The sequence below is a fragment of the Cobetia sp. 10Alg 146 genome (assembly GCF_029846385.1).
GTDB lineage: Bacteria > Pseudomonadota > Gammaproteobacteria > Pseudomonadales > Halomonadaceae > Cobetia > Cobetia marina.
This window is the reverse complement of the sequence record NZ_JARWKT010000004.1, coordinates 170,812-187,444: the sequence shown is the minus strand read 5'-3', so window position 1 is coordinate 187,444 and position 16,633 is coordinate 170,812. Positions and strand designations below refer to the sequence as shown.

Annotated in this window: 14 protein-coding genes; 9 read left to right on the top strand and 5 right to left on the bottom strand. The window is 62.2% G+C overall.

Translation table 11 applies throughout. The features are described from left to right. Nucleotides 1–20: 20 nt before the first annotated feature. Entirely contained in the window at nt 21–1,370 is a 1,350-nt protein-coding gene (locus tag QD172_RS09100; protein ID WP_077377099.1) for an aspartate aminotransferase family protein, read from the bottom strand. 150 nt (nt 1,371–1,520) lie between these two features. Between QD172_RS09100 and QD172_RS09095 the strand changes: the two genes are divergently transcribed. Continuing rightward, complete coding sequence (locus QD172_RS09095; protein ID WP_077377096.1) at nt 1,521–2,507, top strand: LysR family transcriptional regulator; 987 nt, start codon at nt 1,521–1,523, stop codon at nt 2,505–2,507. 75 nt (nt 2,508–2,582) lie between these two features. Here the strand turns inward: QD172_RS09095 and QD172_RS09090 are convergent, their stop codons facing one another. Beyond that, nucleotides 2,583–3,293, bottom strand: coding sequence for an XRE family transcriptional regulator (locus QD172_RS09090; RefSeq protein WP_279855557.1), 711 nt, complete (start codon nt 3,291–3,293; stop codon nt 2,583–2,585). A 329-nt stretch (nt 3,294–3,622) separates the two neighbouring features. Then, on the bottom strand, nt 3,623–4,768 hold the full coding sequence (locus QD172_RS09085; protein ID WP_084208848.1) for an aminomethyltransferase family protein: 1,146 nt from the start codon (nt 4,766–4,768) through the stop codon (nt 3,623–3,625). A 686-nt stretch (nt 4,769–5,454) separates the two neighbouring features. Between QD172_RS09085 and glnT the strand changes: the two genes are divergently transcribed. The 8 genes from glnT to amt all read left to right on the top strand — a co-directional run bounded on the left by glnT (nt 5,455) and on the right by amt (nt 14,720). Next, nucleotides 5,455–6,789 (top strand): type III glutamate--ammonia ligase, encoded by a 1,335-nt coding sequence (gene glnT / locus QD172_RS09080; RefSeq protein ID WP_279855556.1) that lies wholly within the window; start codon nt 5,455–5,457, stop codon nt 6,787–6,789. 118 nt (nt 6,790–6,907) lie between these two features. Beyond that, nucleotides 6,908–7,825 carry a glutamine amidotransferase family protein gene (locus QD172_RS09075; protein WP_279855555.1) on the top strand — a complete coding sequence of 306 codons (918 nt, stop codon included), beginning with the start codon at nt 6,908–6,910 and terminating at the stop codon, nt 7,823–7,825. Continuing rightward, nucleotides 7,825–8,511, top strand: coding sequence for a protein glxC (locus tag QD172_RS09070; protein ID WP_279855554.1), 687 nt, complete (start codon nt 7,825–7,827; stop codon nt 8,509–8,511). Before QD172_RS09075 ends, QD172_RS09070 begins: the two co-directional genes overlap by 1 nt. A gap of 14 nt (nt 8,512–8,525) precedes the next feature. Further along, nucleotides 8,526–9,866: an FMN-binding glutamate synthase family protein gene (locus QD172_RS09065; RefSeq protein WP_077377081.1), complete on the top strand. Its 1,341-nt coding sequence runs from the start codon at nt 8,526–8,528 to the stop codon at nt 9,864–9,866. A 686-nt stretch (nt 9,867–10,552) separates the two neighbouring features. Further along, nucleotides 10,553–11,239, top strand: coding sequence for a dimethylamine monooxygenase subunit DmmA family protein (locus tag QD172_RS09060; protein WP_279855553.1), 687 nt, complete (start codon nt 10,553–10,555; stop codon nt 11,237–11,239). Next, the gene (locus tag QD172_RS09055; protein WP_279855552.1) at nt 11,224–12,168 is read left to right on the top strand and encodes a PDR/VanB family oxidoreductase; all 945 of its coding nucleotides are present in this window, start codon (nt 11,224–11,226) and stop codon (nt 12,166–12,168) included. Before QD172_RS09060 ends, QD172_RS09055 begins: the two co-directional genes overlap by 16 nt. A gap of 39 nt (nt 12,169–12,207) precedes the next feature. Continuing rightward, a complete protein-coding gene (locus tag QD172_RS09050; RefSeq protein ID WP_279855551.1) occupies nt 12,208–13,269 on the top strand; it encodes a DUF3445 domain-containing protein in 1,062 nt (353 codons plus the stop codon). A gap of 104 nt (nt 13,270–13,373) precedes the next feature. Then, nucleotides 13,374–14,720, top strand: coding sequence for an ammonium transporter (gene amt, locus QD172_RS09045; protein ID WP_279855550.1), 1,347 nt, complete (start codon nt 13,374–13,376; stop codon nt 14,718–14,720). Between the two features lie 226 nt (nt 14,721–14,946). Here amt and QD172_RS09040 read toward each other — a convergent pair whose 3' ends face one another. Together QD172_RS09040 and QD172_RS09035 are read right to left on the bottom strand one after the other, a co-directional pair. After that, a complete protein-coding gene (locus QD172_RS09040) occupies nt 14,947–15,789 on the bottom strand; it encodes an IclR family transcriptional regulator (RefSeq protein ID WP_176503736.1) in 843 nt (280 codons plus the stop codon). A gap of 141 nt (nt 15,790–15,930) precedes the next feature. Next, nucleotides 15,931–16,632 (bottom strand): hypothetical protein, encoded by a 702-nt coding sequence (locus tag QD172_RS09035; RefSeq protein ID WP_279855549.1) that lies wholly within the window; start codon nt 16,630–16,632, stop codon nt 15,931–15,933. Between the last annotated feature and the right edge of the window lies 1 nt (nt 16,633).

The window sequence follows — 16,633 nt, the reverse complement described above, 5'->3', positions numbered from 1 at the left end:
TCAGTCTTAAGCGTCGATCATCAGTCCTGTGCGGCGAAGGCATCGCCCAGGGCATTGATCAGACGGTCCAGTTCATCGTGCTCGGTGATGAACGGCAGGCCCAGCTGGATGGTGTCGCCGCCGTAACGCACATAGAAGCCGGCCTTCCAGCAATGCATGGCGATCTCGTAGGGACGCCGCGCCGGCTCGCCGGGATAGGCCTCGACCTGCAGAGCACCGGCCAGGCCGTAGTTGCGGATGTCACTGATGTAGCGAGTGCCCTTGAGCTCGTGCAGCTTCTTCTCGAAGACCGGGCTCAGTTCACGGACACGGGGGATGAGCTGGTCATTCTCGAGCACGTCGAGGGCCGCCAGTGCCGCGGCACACGCCACCGGGTGACCGGAGTAGGTGTAGCCGTGGGGAATCTCCATCATGTAATCGGCGCCGCCGTTGTCCATGAAGGTCTGGTAGATATCGCCCTTGACGACCACGGCACCCATCGGCACCGCGCCATTGGTAAGCTGCTTGGCGACATTGAGGATGTCCGGTGTGACACCGAATTCCTCGGCGCCGCTCATGGCGCCCATGCGCCCGAAGCCGGTGATGACCTCATCGAAGATCAACAGGATATCGTGCTGGTCACACAGCTCGCGCAGTCGCTTGAGATAGCCCACAGGCGGCGGCAGCACGCCGGCGGAGCCTGCCATCGGCTCGACGATGACGGCCGCGATGTTGGAGGCATCATGCAGCGCGATCAGCTCCAGCAGCTCATCGGCGCGCTCGGCACCGGTCTGGGGCATGCCGGGGGTGAAGACATTTTCCTTGAGCAGGGTATGCGGTAGATGGTCAGCATCGACCCCCTGGCCATAGAGCGTGCGGTTGGCGCCGATGCCGCCGACGCTGAAGCCCCCGAAGTTGACGCCGTGATAGCCCTTGCTGCGACCGATCAGCTTGGTCTTGGTCGGCTTGCCTTTCTTGCGCCAGTAGGCGCGCGCGATCTTCAGTGAGGTATCGGCGCTTTCGGAACCTGATCCGGTGAAGAAGACGTGATCCAGCCCCTCGGGCATCAGTCCCGTGATGCGATGTGCCAGCTCGAAGGCCTTGGGGTGGCCGTACTGGAAGGATGGCGCGTAATCCAGCTCGCGCAGCTGTGCGCTGACCGCTTCGGCGATCTCCGGGCGGCAATGGCCGGCACCGCAGGTCCAGAGACCCGACAGGCCATCGAAGATCTGGCGTCCCCGAGAATCCGTGAAGTAGGCACCCTGCGCCTTGGTGATGATGCGTGGGTCCTGCTTGAACTGCCGATTGGCCGTGTAGGGCATCCAGTAGGCGTCAAGTTGTTCCTTGCTCAATCCTGCCTGGGCGGAAGGGGATGTGTCGAAGGCGGTCATGATGTCTCCCGAAGAGTGCTGTTGTTGTTGGATCTCGGCTCCTGTCTGGCTAGATTAGAAAGCCCTTTTGATAAGATAAATGCCGTTGTCTTTATCTTCAGGAAAGCATTTACTTAACTTTCCATGTCGTGGAACTCAGGAGGGCAGACCATGCGCAAGGACGGCATGAGAGGACAGCTTGGCGATGCCGATCTGCGCTTGCTGCGCATCTTTCGCAAGGTGGTGGAATGCGGCGGCTTCTCGGCGGCCGAGATCGAGCTCAACATCAGTCGCTCCGCCATCAGCATGGCGATGAGTGACCTGGAGACGCGGCTGGGCCTCAAGCTCTGCCAGCGGGGGCGCAGTGGTTTCGCGCTCACCAATGAGGGAAGAGACGTCCATGAAGCCGCGATGCAGATGCTGGCAGCGGCGGAAGGCTTTCGCACGCGCATCAACGGACTGCACGCCTGGCTCAAGGGCGAGCTGAACATCGGCATTACCGACAATCTGGTCACCATGCCGGAGATGCACATCACTCACGCCCTGAGCGCGCTCAAGAAGCACGGCCCGGAAGTGAAGATCAACATCCGCATGATCCCGCCCAATGAGATCGAGCGCGCCGTACTGGATGGGCGATTGCATACCGGCGTGATCCCGACGCTCAAGACGCTGCCGGGACTCGAGTATCGCTCGCTCTACGAGGAAACCTCCTGCCTTTACTGCGCGCGGGGCCATGTGCTGTTTCGCGAGCCCCGGGAAGGCGACACTCGCGCGCGCGGACGCCCGGTGGGGCAGGAGGAAATACGCCAGCATGATGCCGTGCTGCCTGCCTACGCGCAGACGCCCACGATCAAGGCGCTGCATGAGCCACTCAGGGCATCCGCCTCGGCGACCGACCGCGAGGGCATCGCCTTTCTGGTGCTCTCCGGGCGTTATCTCGGCTATCTGCCCACCCACTATGCCGAGCGCTGGGTGCGCGATGGCCAGATGCAGGCGCTCAGCCCGGTGGCCAACTCCTATGTCACCTATTACAGCGCCATCACGCGCAAGAGCCGTGCGCCCAATTTGGTGCTGGAGCGTTATCTGACCGAGCTGGACGCCCTGCGCCAGGCGACACCGACACGGAAAGCGCCATCTACCCAGGAGGGCCGGTCATGAACCACCATCAGGGGAAGTGGGCCATCCAGGGGCGGGGAGACTGTCGGGATCATCAGGCGCGGTGAAGCGGATGACCTATTCGTTGTCGTCGTAGTGAATGATCGACAGCAGCTGAATCGGGACCTCGTTCAACTTCTCGGGGCCATGCGGAACGCCGGCATCGAAGGCCAGGCTGTCACCGGGACCCATGTCATAGAACTTGTCACCATGACGGTAGGTGAGGTTACCGGAAAGCAGGTAGATGAATTCATGCCCGGCATGACAGAAGTTGGGGAAGACTTCGCTGGCATCATCCATGGTGATCAGGAAGGGTTCGTAGCGCTTCTTGGGGCCCTGCTTGTAGCTCAACAGTTGATAGGCATGGCCGACTTCGGTGCCGGTGCGTACCACCTGCATGCCTTGCCCGGCCTTGATGTGCTGGGCACCACGCCCATTGACATCGTAATCGCTGAACAGCTTCGAGATCGGCAGACTCAAGGCATTGCACAGCTTGTTTAGGGTATCGAGACTGGTGGATACCTGGGCGTTCTCCACCTTGCTGATCATGCCTTGACTGACACCGGCGATACGCGAGACGTCGGAAATCTTGTAGCCCTGCGAGACACGCTGCTGCTTGAGCGCGCGCGCGATGTGCTGCTCAAGTCCGAGACGCGTCTCGTCAGCTGCCGCCGTGATGGTGTCTTTCCTCTCTGACTGCGCAGCGGGGTCGGTCGCTAGTTCACGGGGCAGAGTGTCGGAGCTGTCCTGTTCCGACTTCTCGGAGGGAGCGGGGGATTTTCGCGGCATGATGACTCCTATAGCGGAGAGGGTGGCAATGGGAAGGGGATGGCCGGCGAGGACGCGGCATGCCCTTGTGAGGCATGCGGCGCATCGGCTCGCGAGCGGGGTATGGCGTGACATTACCAACTTTGCCGTCAACCCTCATCCTTGATGTCTGCCAAGGGGGCGGGAGTACCTTTCGAGAGTCCTTTTCAATCACCTGGCCTGGGTGTGAGGCAAGAGGCCTCCTCGACGTCACGTCGAGGAGGCCTCTTGCGTCTTGCGTTCGCAATGCGTCCTGACACTTCACCCGGTTATCACTGCAGGTCTTGCAGTGTCCGACATGGTGCGTGTGCTCAGCCGCGCGCCAGTCGCTTGGCCTTTTCCGGGTCATCGAAGGGCAGGGAATGGCTGATGGCCGAGAGGCTGGTCTCTCCGTCAGTGCCGGTCTTGAGGGTCAGCGGGGTGCCATGCTCGGCATAGCCGGGTTCGAGACGTGCCAGCGCCATGGAGCGATCGCTCAGGCGCGAGTACATGCCCTGAGTGATGACACCGACGCACTTGCCGTCGGCGTAGATCTTGTCACCGATCTGGGCGACGTCTTTCGAGTCCAGCAGCACGCCATAGACCTTGACGCGCTCCTTGCCCTGCAGCGCGAAGTGTTCGCTGGCGCCACGGAATTCGGTCTTGCCCGGCGAGACGGTGAAGTCCAGGCCCAGCTCCCACAGGGTATCGCCCACCGGCTGGTCGGGATACGGGTAGGTTTCGGAATTGTCCGCCGGGTAGAACAGCAGGTGGCTCTCGACCCGCAGCCAGTCAAGGGTGCCAAAGCTGCACGGCTTGATGCCCATGTCGGCCCCATCTTCGAGAATCTGTTCCCACAGAGAGGGAGCGTCCTTGGCCTTGCAGAAGATCTCGTAGCCACGCTCGCCGGTGTAGCCGGTGCGCGAGATCATCACGTGGTAGCCGAACAGCTGGGTCTGCAGATGGTGGAAGTAACGCAGCTCACGGATGCCCGGCACGTGACGCTCCAGAAAATCCACCGCGACCGGCCCCTGCAGTGACATGTCATGCATGTCGTCATCGAAGGTCAGGCTGACGGCGCGCCCCAGGGCACTCTTGGCCAGCATTTCATTCGCGGTGCCCGTGCCGTGCACCACGAGGTAGGAGTTCGGCGCCAGGCAATAGACGATGCAGTCGTCGACGAACTTGCCGGCCTCATTCAAGACGCTGGCATACACCGATTTGCCCGGATACAGCTTGGACATGTCCCGCGTGGTGACGTAATCCAGCACGGCCTGAGCGTGCGGGCCGTTGCAGTGGATCTTCTTGAGCCCCGAGACATCCATCAGACCGGCGCGGGTGCGAATGGTCTCGTGGTCATCGGCCGTGTCCGAGACGGCGTAATTCCAGGCAGTGCCCATGCCATTCCAGTCTTCCAGCTCCGCGCCCAGCTTGCGGTGTTGTTCGGCCAATGCCGAGATGCGCCATGAATTCGCCATGCGTCCCTTTCTCCTGTGAGTCGTGCTGCCTAGCGTAAGTGAGTGGTGCCGTAGTCCTGCTGGTGCTGGCGGAGATGGCGCGCAAGACGCGCATCCGCCGCAGGAAGTGTTGTTGTTCTGTTGCCTCTTCAGGCGCCTCTTCAGGCGCTTCACAAGGGCTTGTGCCTGCTGCTTGCCTTGCCTGATCGCATGAGCGTCGATTCTTGAAAGGAAAGAAACATTCCTCATGGTTAAGCAAGGGGCTTGCCAATTCCGTCAAAGGCCATGGCCACGGCAACCCTGGAGCGAGTCAGGCGGCGATTGGCAGCACGAATTCGGGCGTGAATATCAGCGCTTTGCGTCATGCTGGTGCGAAGAGGGAGCTCTGGGCACCGAAATGATGCCTATTTCGAGAAACGGGCAGGAATTTACTCAGGGTCACCTGGCGTTTTCTGTGGGGTAAAACGAGCTCGTAAAATAAATTCCCATGCAAAACAGGAGGTTGATGAAAAGTTCTGGGCGGCAGCTGGCGAAATGGCATGCTGTATGCTTTTCTTTGAGGGAAATAAAGTTGACCAGCAGGAATCACAAAAACTCGTTTCATCCGCTATCTTGGCGTGGCGTGTCACCACAAGGGGTCAGGTTTCCCGGGGTGGCAGACAGTGTCGAGGGAGATGGAACCCGGTCCGCTCTCAGAGGAAACCCAGATGTCACCCGAAAAGGCGCAACAGTTCATCAAGGATCACGACATTCGCTATCTGCTGGCGCAGTTCGTGGATATTCATGGCGCTGCCAAGACCAAGTCCGTGCCGGCCAATTGCCTGATGGATGTGGTCGAGAAGGGCGCCGGCTTTGCCGGCTTCGCCGTCAGTGGTCTCGGCATGTCGCCGGAGGGGCCGGACTTCATGGCGCGGGGGGATCTGGACTCGCTGTGCCTGGTGCCGTGGCAGCCGGGCTATGCGCGCATGGCCTGTGATGGCTACGTCAATGGGCAACCGTTCGCCAACGACAGCCGTGTGGTACTGCTCAAGCAGCTGGAGCGCTTGAAGGAGAAGGGCTGGACGCTCAATACTGGGCTGGAGCCGGAATTCTCGCTGTTCCGCCGGGGGGAAGCGGGTGAGTTGTTGCCGGTGGATGAGAGCGATACCCTCGCCAAGCCCTGCTACGACTACAAGGGCCTGTCACGTTCGCGTGAATTCCTCGAACGTCTGGTCGAATCGCTGCAGGCGGTGGACTTCGACGTCTATCAGATCGATCACGAGGACGCCAATGGCCAGTTCGAGATCAACTACACCTACAGCGATGCGCTGACCTCGGCAGACCGCTTCACCTTCGTGCGCATGGCTGCCGGCGAGATCGCCAATGATCTGGGCATGGTGTGCTCCTTCATGCCCAAGCCGCTGGCGGACCGCCCGGGCAATGGCATGCACTTCCACCTGTCCGTGTGTGATGACACCGGCCGCAACCTGTTCGGCGATGACTCCGACGCCCAGGGCATGGGCCTGTCACCGCTGGCGTACCACTTCCTCGGCGGACTGCTGGCACATGCCCCGGCGCTGTGTGCCTTTGCCGCGCCGACCGTCAATTCCTACAAGCGTCTGGTCGGCGGCGGCAGCACCAGCGGCGCGACCTGGGCGCCGGTCTTCATCGCCTACGGTGACAACAACCGCTCGGCCATGGTGCGTGTGCCCTACGGTCGCCTCGAGTTCCGCCTGCCGGACGCCGGCTGCAACCCCTATCTCGTGCACGCCGCCATCATCGCCGCGGGGCTGGATGGCGTGGCGCGCAAGCTGGATCCGGGCACGCCCCACAACATCAATCTCTACTCGCTGACCCCGAGCGAATGCGCCGAGAAGGGCATCGAGACGCTGCCGCAGAATCTCTCGCTGGCCATCGATGCGCTCGAGGCGGACAGCATTCTGCGCGAGAGCCTGGGCGAGGGGATCTGCGCCGAGTTCATGCGCCTCAAGCGCGAGGAATGGCGGGACTACAACGCCCAGGTCAGTGCCTGGGAAGTCCAGCGCTACGCCGAATTCTTCTGATCTCATCCGGCGGCGCTCGCGGATCTCGCGGGTCATGTCAGACGAGGGTCGCCACTGTCACCACCACGCTCAAGACACCAGGCAGGAGGACGCCTCCTGCCCGTGAGAGGACATCACCATGTGTGGAATCGTAGGGCTTTATCTCAAGAACCCGGCGCTGGAATCGCGCCTGGGGGAGCTGTTCGAGCCGATGTTGATCGCGATGACGGATCGCGGCCCGGACAGTGCTGGCTTCGCCATCTATGGCGACGAATTTGACGCTGGCATCAAGCTGACGCTGCAAAGCGATGGTGTCGATGAGGATTGGGACGCGATCGCCAAGGGCCTGGGCGAGCAGGTCGGCACGGTGGCGGACTGGTTCAGCAATGCCAGTGTCGCGGTATTCAAGATCGCCGGGGAAGAGAGTGCCGTGCGCAGCTGGCTTGCCGACAGCGCCCCGCAGATTCGCGTATTGAGCGTGGGGCAGAGCATCGAGATCCTCAAGGCGGTGGGCCTGCCGGCCCATATCGCCAGCCTCTATGGCCTCAAGGGCATGCAGGGCAGCCACATCATCGGTCATACCCGCATGGCGACCGAAAGCGCCGTCACCCTGCAGGGCAGCCACCCGTTCTCCACCGGGCGTGATCTGTGCCTGGTCCACAATGGCTCGCTGTCCAACCACAACTGGCTGCGCACCAAGCTCAGGCGTGAAGGCATCAGCTTCGAGACCGACAACGATTCCGAAGTCGCCGCCGGCTACCTGACCTGGCGTCTGGAGCAGGGCGACAGCCTGGAAGCGGCGATTACCGGTGCCCTGAAGGACCTGGATGGCTTCTTCACCTTCACCATTGGCACCCGTGATGGCTTCGCCGTGGTGCGGGATCCGATCGCCTGCAAGCCTGCCGTGATTGCCGAAACCGACGACTACGTGGCGATGGCCTCGGAATATCGTGCTCTGGCGAGTCTGCCGGGTATCAAGGACGCCCGTGTGTGGGAGCCGGAACCCGGCCGCCTGTACCTTTGGGAAAAAGACACCGCCCGTACGGAGGCTGCGTAATGATGAAGACTCACGATCTGGCCGTTGATGGGCTGCGCGCTCTGAACCAGGCCCTGCACGATGCCGACCTCCTCAAGGAGGCGCGCGAATGGCGAGTGGTCAACTCCGACGGCGCTCACAACATCGCCTGCGGTATCAATGACGATATCAGTGTCGATATCGATGGCCACGCGGGCTACTACTGCGCGGGCATGAATCAGAAGGCCAGCATCACCATCCACGGCAATACCGGGGTGGGTGTGGCGGAAAACATGATGTCCGGCTGTGTGCGGGTCAAGGGCGATGCCTCCCAGGCTGCGGGCGCGACCGCCCACGGCGGGCTGCTGGTCATCGAAGGCAACGCCTCGGCGCGTTGCGGTATCTCGATGAAGGGTGTCGATATCGTCGTCAAGGGCAACATCGGCGCGATGAGTGCCTTCATGGGACAGGCAGGACGCATGGTGGTATGCGGTGATGCTGGCGAAGGTCTCGGTGATTCGCTCTATGAAGCGCGACTCTACGTGAAGGGCACGGTCGCATCGCTGGGCGCGGACTGCATCGCCAAGGACATGCGTGCCGAGCACCTGGAAGAACTGGCGGAGCTGCTGGCGAGTGCCGGAATCGATGAAGACCCGGCCAGCTTCACGCGCTACGGATCTGCGCGTCAGCTCTATCACTTCAAGGTCGACAACGCCTCAGCCTACTGATCAGGATGCCCAACATGACCGACGAGACTCAAACACAGCCCTACAACCCGGCACTGCGCGAATCCGCGACCTTCGGCCGCGATGTCATCCATGAGATCCAGCGCGCGGCAGAGACGGGTATCTACGATATCCGTGGCTGGGGCGCCAAGCGCAAGGTGCCGCATTTCGACGACCTGCTGTTCCTCGGCGCCAGCATGTCGCGCTACCCGCTGGAAGGCTATCGCGAGAAGTGCGAGACCGAAGTCGTGCTTGGCACGCGCCATGCCAAGAAGCCGGTGGTGATCAGCACGCCGGTGACCATCGCCGGCATGAGCTTCGGTGCCCTGTCCGCCCAGGCCAAGGAAGCGCTGGGGCGTGGTGCCTCGGAAATCGGCACCTCCACCACCACCGGCGATGGCGGCATGACCCCGGAAGAGCGCGGCCAGTCCTCGCGCCTCGTCTATCAGTACCTGCCGTCGCGCTACGGCATGAACCCGGATGACCTGCGCAAGGCCGATGCCATCGAAGTCGTGCTCGGGCAGGGCGCCAAGCCCGGTGGTGGCGGCATGCTGCTGGGGCAGAAGATTTCCGAGCGAGTCGCGGGCATGCGCACGCTGCCGCAGGGCATCGATCAGCGCAGCGCCTGCCGCCACCCGGACTGGACCGGCCCGGATGACCTGGCGATCAAGATTGCCGAGCTGCGCGAGATTACCGACTGGCAGGTGCCGATCTACGTCAAGATCGGTGCGACCCGTACCTACTATGACGTCAAGCTGGCGGTGAAGGCGGGCGCGGATGTCATCGTGCTGGATGGCATGCAGGGCGGCACCGCCGCCACCCAGGATGTCTTCATCGAGCATGTCGGCATTCCGACCATGGCCGCCATCCCGCAGGCCACTCAGGCACTGCAGGAAATGGGCCTGCATCGTGAAGTGCAGCTGATCGTCTCCGGCGGGATTCGCAACGGTGCCGATGTCGCCAAGGCCATCGCGCTGGGTGCTGACGCCGTGGCCATCGGTACCGCCGCCTTGATCGCGCTGGGCGACAACCATCCGCGTTACGCCGAGGAGTATCAGAAGCTGGGGTCCGCCGCCGGTTTCTATGATGACTTCCAGGATGGCAAGTGCCCGGCCGGTATCTCCACCCAGGACCCGGAGCTGAGCCAGCGACTGGACCCGGTCGCGGCCGGCAAGCGTCTGGCCAACTACCTGCGCGTGCTGACGCTGGAAGCCCAGACCCTGGCACGTGCCTGTGGCAAGTCACACCTGCATCATCTGGAACCGGAAGATCTGGTCGCCCTGAATGTGGAAGCGGCCGCCATGGCACGTGTTCCGTTGGCGGGCACCAACTGGGTGCCGGGACAGGGCGGTTACTGATGGCACGATCTCTATCGTGCGTGTGCCATTGCGCATGAGAGCGATCGTGCATGGCTGCCATTGCGCATGATTGTCATGGCAAAGCTGCGAAGCCTTTTGTCAGCAAGATCGCCGCAATGTTGTCCAGGCAAAATGTCGCAATGACAAGAACTCTGCTCCGCTTGATGTAGAAAAATATGACCTGACGATATTGAGTTATCAAAGCGCCTCACCCTTCGGTGAGGCGCTTTCTTTGGTGGTGAGTACAATCAAGGAAAAAGGCCAATATCATGCAAGCGAAAGTACATCAGAATGCTGGCGGTGGAGAAGCGCGTAGTGTCGTGTCGATTGTGAGATCGTAATTCTCCCAAGATAAATTTTTCCATTCTTTCAGCATCTTGAAGACATTCAATGAGAAATATGTCAGGCGTAGCGATTGGCTTATGAGGTGAGGTTGGGTCAGGGCAATAATGGTGAATGCAAGCCGATATTCATGAGCTTTGTGTTCTGTTTTGGTGCGTGAATACCTCTATTGATTGTTCATATGTGAAATGGGGTTTTCAGACGATTTTGCCGGGCATGCGGGGTAATGATTTTGCCGTCAATGGCACGAAATATGCTCAAGAAATGGAGTGGTAGTCGGATGCCCGTCATCGTCAAGACGGCGGCATTACAACAAGGACAATTTCTCAGAGCAGGGTCGTGTCATGAAAAGCCCGCAATCATCCTCTGTCACTGCCGGGATTCGAAGTCGGCAACACTATCCACGCATCGAGGCGCTGCCCGATGCCCAACGGTATCTGGTGGCGTGCCAGTCTCCCGAGAGCCTGCCAGGCACTGGAGAGGCGGCGGGCAACGCCCGTCAGCAACTGCAGATGCATTGTCAGCTGATCAGTACGCTGCTGGGGCAGCTCGGTAGCCGCGAGGTGGGAGGCGCCGTGCAATCCGCTCCGGCAACAGAGGCGTTGCCCACGGGGCCCGCCGACAGCGCCCGCCTGCATCACTGGTACGACGTCGATGATCGCCCCCTGGCCTGCGATGCGCTGGCGGGTGCCATCGGCGAGGTAGGCGCGGCGGGATGTCTGATCATCATCGGCAGTGAGCATTTCGTGTGGCAGGTCGCCAATCTGGCTCAGCAGCAGGGTCTGTTGCTGGATGACATGGTGATGCTGCCGGTGGCTGCCCTGGGGCGGCATGTGTTCTGCGTGCACTGTCAGCAGGTCAGTGAGCACGTCATCCACTCACCGGCGGCCTGTGATGGCTGTGGTTTGATGCTGGAAGTGCGTGATCATTTTTCCAAGCGTCTCGGCGCCTACATGGGCGTGCGAATCGATGCGGAAGCCCCGGGAGAGATTCCCCCACAGGAGGAGGTGGCACCATGTCTCGCTTCATGAAGGCGCGGGTCGCCGCGGTCGATCAGCTCAGCAGCAGCGTGCGCCGTCTCACTCTGGTGCCTGCCGATGAGGCCTCACCCTTCACGCCGTTCTCGCCGGGCAGTCATGTGGTGCTGGGCATTCCGGGAGAAGGGCGGGTGTGTCGCAACGCCTATTCATTGATCAGCCCGCCGGATGATCCCTCGCAGTACTGCATCGCGGTGCGTCGTCAGCCGGTCTCGCGTGGGGGCTCCGAAGCCATCCATTCCCGCGTCAAGGTCGGCGACGAGCTGGAGCTCAGCCCGCCGGCCAACCTCTTTCTGCCGCACTGGCAGGCGCGCCATCACCTGATGCTGGCAGGCGGCATCGGCATCACGCCGTTTCTCTCTTACCTGCCGGAGCTGGAGAGTCGTGGCGCCAGCTGGGAGCTGCACCTGCGCAGCCAGGACCTCGACGTCGCCCGCTTCCCGGAGGCCGCGCCCTATCTGGCGAGTGGCAACATCACCCAGCACCGTCTCGAGCGTCCGAATCTCAAGGCCCTGCTGGCGCGTCAGCCCGCCGGCACTCACGTCTATCTCTGCGGCCCGCAGGCCATGATCGATGCCGTGAAGGACGCGGCGCGCGAGCTGCACTGGAGTCTCGCGCGCATCCATCACGAGGTCTTTGCCGCCCCGGAACCGGGGACTCCCTTCACGGCCGTGGCGCGTGGCAGCGGCGTGGAAGTGGCGGTCGGTGCCCAGGAATCCCTGCTGGAAGCGCTGGAGCGCAGCGGTGTCGAGGTGACAAGCCTGTGTCGCGGCGGGGTCTGCGGACAGTGTCGGGTCGAGATGCTGGAGGGGGAGGCGGAGCACCGTGATGCCTTCCTCGATGAACAGGAGCGGGCCAGTCAGCGCTGCGTGATGCCCTGCGTTTCCCGGGCACGCAGCCAGCGGCTGGTGCTGGATCTCTGAAACCGTCTTTCGCGAGATGGACCCCCAAGGAGCAGGAACATGCAATTTTCCCCGCGAGATGACCAGGCGTTCCATGGTCAGTTCACCTTCAAGAATTCCGACTACGCCATCCAGCGTTTTCCCTTCCCGTTCCCGGAAGATGAGTACCGTTACTCGGTCAATATCGAGCCACATGTCTTGCCGGGCAAGCCGGGTTCCATCACCGAGCACATGCTGGATATCGATGAGCATTATCTGAGCGAGATCGCCGAGCGTGAGCGGGTGCTGGCCATGGACCCCAGACGCTGCCTGGTGATGCCACACATGCAGCCGGCAGCCTGGGACTTCCTCGAATTTGTGATGACGCACTACGCCCGGGACTATCCGCAGGCTTTCAGTCTCGAGCGCGACGGCGATGACTGCGTGTGGTGCAACCATCTGCTGGAGCTGGAACAGAGCTTCCGCATGGGCGATGACACCAGCCTGCCACTGCCGCCACTGGACTATATCGGCCGTCAGATGCAGGGCGATATCGCGTTGCTGGACCAGCGCGACGGTGACCTCTTCATGGACGCCGGCATGATCACCTGTCCGGCGGACTGGTCACTGGCCTTCGATGCCGGCATGAGCTTCAAGCAGTGGCATGGCCCAGTGCCGCTGGCGCATGAGATGGGCGTGTTCGATCGCGCGCTCAAATACCTGTGCGCCATCCAGGTCGGCGGGCCGGTGCGACGCCTCAACTGGACCATGACCATCCATCCGCGCATGGACAGCTCCCCGGAGACCTATGCCGAGTGGGGCAGTGATCGCACCACCATCACCGCCGAAAACGCCGGTCGTGATGTGCATCTGCGCGTCGAGCTGCAGACGCTGGTGCGCATGCCGCGCAGTCATGCGCTGTTCTTCGGTATCCGCACCTATCTGATCAGCCTCGAGGACCTGTGTACCAACCCAGTCTGGCAGACGCGTCTGCTGAAGGTGCTCAAGACCCTGCCGGCGGAGCTGATTGACTACAAGGGGCTGACGCGCTATCTGCCCAGCGTGCTCGAGTGGCTGGATGCCCGCGAGGCAAGCGTTGCGGCCAAGGCCAATGCCGAGGCGACGGCGCAGGCAGCGGTTTAGACCACCCTCTCGGCAAACAGCCCTCGGCACCGAGGGCGTGATAGGGAATGGATCGCAAGCCACTGACGAAAGCGCTTGCGAATAACAACAAAGGGGAAACGCTGGTGAATATCGATGTGCTGCAACTCAGCTACGCGCTGGATACGTTCTACTTCCTGATGTGTACCGCGCTGGTCATGTTCATGGCCTGCGGCTTCGCGATGCTGGAATCCGGGCTGGTGCGCTCCAAGAATACCGTCGAGATCCTGACCAAGAATGCGCTGCTCTACGGCATCGCCTGTCTGGTGTTCCTGGTGGTCGGCTACAACGTGATGTATCCCGGTGACAACGCCATCAGCAGCGTGATTCCGGGGCTGTCATTCATGCTCGGCGCTGACAATACCCTCAGCGACATCAGTGCTGGCGAAGGGGCGGCCTATTACTCCAGCATGGCGGACTTCATCTTCCAGGCGGTGTTTGCCGCCGCGACCATGTCCATCGTCTCGGGGGCCGTGGCGGAACGCATGCGCCTGTGGCCGTTCCTGATCTTCGCGGTGGTGATGGTCGCGGTCATCTATCCGGTGGAAGGTTACTGGAAGTGGGGCGGCGGTTTCCTTGATGCGATGGGCTATCAGGACTTCGCAGGTTCGGTGGTCGTGCACATGGCGGGCGCGGCGGCGGCATTGGCGGCGGTGCTGCTGGTCGGTCCGCGCAAGGGGCGCTACGGCGTGGACGGCAAGGTACGTGCCATTCCGGGTGCCAATCTGCCGATCGCCATGCTGGGCATGTTCATCCTGTGGATGGGCTGGTTCGGTTTCAATGGCGGCTCGATGCTCAAGATCGCCAGTCTCGATGATGCCAACAGCGTGGCGCGTATCTTCGTCAACACCAATGCCGCGGCCTCGGCAGGGATGGTGGCCGCGGCACTGCTGTCACGCGCCATGTTCGGCAAGACTGACATGACCATGGTGATGAACGGTGCCCTGGCCGGTCTGGTCTCGATTACTGCCGAGCCGTTGCTGCCGTCTGCCGGCCTTGCGGTGCTGGTCGGTGCGGTAGGCGGCATCATCGTGGTGCTGTCGGTGGTGGGACTGGACCGTCTCAAGATCGATGACCCGGTCGGTGCCATCTCCGTACACGGCTCCGCCGGCCTGTGGGGCATCATGGCAGTGCTGTTCTCCAATCCGGACGCCGCGTTCGGTACCCAGATCCTGGGCACGCTGATCATCTTCGCCTGGATGTTCGGCGTAAGCTTGGTGGCGCTGCTGGTGATCAAGAAGGTCTGTGGTGGCCTGCGTGTCAGCGAGGAAGAGGAACTGGAAGGCATGGACATGCACGAATGTGGCATGGGGGCCTACCCGGAGTTCGTCAACATGTCCTCCCCGTCACAGGGAGAAGGCACTGCGTCCGGGCATGCCGGCAAGGCGAGCGCTGCAGTCCCGGCTGCGGTGCTCAAGGGGGCGGCGCGTTGAGCCTGCCCCCCCCCCCAAGTGCTGGAGTCTCAGAGTTTGATGTGATGAGCCCCGCCAGCATGTGACACAAGAAGGCCCGCCAATTGGCGGGCCTTCTCGTGTTCCAGGGGCAGCGTAAGGGGAAAGGGTGGGCAAGGGATAGGGAAAGGAGGGGGAAACAAGAGGGAAACAAGAGGGATGATGGACGTCCCGGGAGAACAAGCAGCGACCAGACGGAAACTGCCTGTCAGCGGCGGTGCAGGCCACCCAGCTCATGATTGATATGGCGGGCGCAGTCCATCAACGCGCCGCGCAACAGCAGGCGCCGGCGCTCGTCGGCCATCATCGCATCGGGGCCCGAGATATTGATGGCGCCCACCAGATGACCGGTATGGTCATAAAGCCCCGTGGCGATGGCGGTGGCGTAGTCGGAACGACTTTCCACCCATCCCTGGCGGCGAGCCTCCTCGATGGCATCCTTCAAGGCCGGCAGGTTCTGGGGCGCCGGCGGTGGGTAGTCATCCAGACGGATCTGGCGGTAGAGCTGCTGCAGTTCATCCTCGCCCAGCACCGTGAGCAGGATGCGCCCCATGGCGCTGACATGACACGGCAGACGGGAGCCGATGGGGATGTTGACCGACATGCGCTGTGCGGCGAAGGCGCGGTAGAGATAGATGGCATCCGTGCCCTCACGAACGCTCAGGTGACATGACATGGTGGTCTGGTCGCGCAGGGTGTCCAGGTGGGGTGCCACCACCTCGACCAGGTCACGACTGGCCAGATAGCTGAAGCCCAGCGAGATGACCTGTGGCCCCAGTTCATAGGTGTTGCGAGCGATCTTCTTGAGATAGCCCATGTCGGTGAGGGTGATGACGATACGATAGATGGCCGAATTGGTGGTGCCCAGTTCCTCGGCGAAGTCATTGGTGGTCAGCACCTTGCGCCTGCTGCTGAACATCTCGAGGATTCTCAGCCCGCGAAACAGCGCCGGCACGGTGTAATCATTCTCGCGAGCAGGCGCGGTCGAGAGCGATGGGTCATCGGTCACGACATCCTGCCTGGAAGGGAGCGAGGCGTGGGAATCGGGCATACCTGGTTCCTTTTGCTGCGTATGGCGAGCCGTAGGTGAAACGCAGTCTCCCCGTCGCTGCCTGGAAGTCAGACAACGACGGGGAGCGGGTGACAACGTGAGAGGCATGCGCGAGCGGATGCCAAGGTTGCGTCGCAATCGCTAGCCGTGATGATGGGCCAGCAGGGCAGCGGCTGTCACGGTCTGCCCCGAGTATTCGCGCATGGCATCGAGCATGACGCCCCACAGATAGTGGCTGGAGGCGATGTCGAACAGCAGGTGGAAGCAAGGGCACTGATGGCTTCCCACGTTGACGATGATCGCGTTGGTGCGTGCCACTGACGTCTGCGCGACGCTCCCGGGCGGGAAGGCCTCACTGCGCAGGTCCACCCCGCACAGCTTGGCCATCAGCGTCGGTACGCTGCTGCCACTCAGGCTGAACCAGGCGTGGGAATCCCGCCGTGGCAGGGAATGCACGCGCCTGCCCTGGGCCAGTTCGTCATCCGCCTGCGCGATGAGCGGCAGCTCGGCCACGCCCGCATCGGGGGTGATGGTCGGCGTCAGTTGCAGAAACTCACCCACTGACAGCCTGACCAGCCAGCTGCCATCCGTCTGGAGCCTTGCCGTATTGGGCGTATCCGGCACCGTGAAGCCCAGCGCGCCCAGCCAGTCGGCGGCCTCGCGGCCGCGAACGCCTGCGCGTCCCAGAGCGCTCATGTCGGCGAGTGCGCAGTGGCTGAGAACGGTTGCCGTCACCGAATCACTTGATGCGTCGGTTGTCGACGCGCCAGTGAGGCTTGCTGGCAGTGCACAGCGCGCCAACGCCGTGGCGCCATCCAGGTGGTCCGTCATTGATGTCGTCATT

Excerpts from the sequence above, each read along its gene's own strand:
- QD172_RS09085 (WP_084208848.1), bottom strand. The coding sequence starts at position 4,768 with ATGGCGAATTCATGGCGCATCTCGGCATTGGCCGAACAACACCGCAAG.
- QD172_RS09035 (WP_279855549.1), bottom strand. The coding sequence starts at position 16,632 with ATGACGACATCAATGACGGACCACCTGGATGGCGCCACGGCGTTGGCG.
- QD172_RS09065 (WP_077377081.1), top strand. The coding sequence starts at position 8,526 with ATGACCGACGAGACTCAAACACAGCCCTACAACCCGGCACTGCGCGAA.
- QD172_RS09055 (WP_279855552.1), top strand. The coding sequence starts at position 11,224 with ATGTCTCGCTTCATGAAGGCGCGGGTCGCCGCGGTCGATCAGCTCAGC.
- QD172_RS09060 (WP_279855553.1), top strand. The coding sequence starts at position 10,553 with ATGAAAAGCCCGCAATCATCCTCTGTCACTGCCGGGATTCGAAGTCGG.
- QD172_RS09090 (WP_279855557.1), bottom strand. The coding sequence starts at position 3,293 with ATGCCGCGAAAATCCCCCGCTCCCTCCGAGAAGTCGGAACAGGACAGC.
- QD172_RS09100 (WP_077377099.1), bottom strand. The coding sequence starts at position 1,370 with ATGACCGCCTTCGACACATCCCCTTCCGCCCAGGCAGGATTGAGCAAG.
- glnT (WP_279855556.1), top strand. The coding sequence starts at position 5,455 with ATGTCACCCGAAAAGGCGCAACAGTTCATCAAGGATCACGACATTCGC.
- QD172_RS09075 (WP_279855555.1), top strand. The coding sequence starts at position 6,908 with ATGTGTGGAATCGTAGGGCTTTATCTCAAGAACCCGGCGCTGGAATCG.
- QD172_RS09070 (WP_279855554.1), top strand. The coding sequence starts at position 7,825 with ATGATGAAGACTCACGATCTGGCCGTTGATGGGCTGCGCGCTCTGAAC.
- QD172_RS09040 (WP_176503736.1), bottom strand. The coding sequence starts at position 15,789 with ATGCCCGATTCCCACGCCTCGCTCCCTTCCAGGCAGGATGTCGTGACC.
- QD172_RS09095 (WP_077377096.1), top strand. The coding sequence starts at position 1,521 with ATGCGCAAGGACGGCATGAGAGGACAGCTTGGCGATGCCGATCTGCGC.
- QD172_RS09050 (WP_279855551.1), top strand. The coding sequence starts at position 12,208 with ATGCAATTTTCCCCGCGAGATGACCAGGCGTTCCATGGTCAGTTCACC.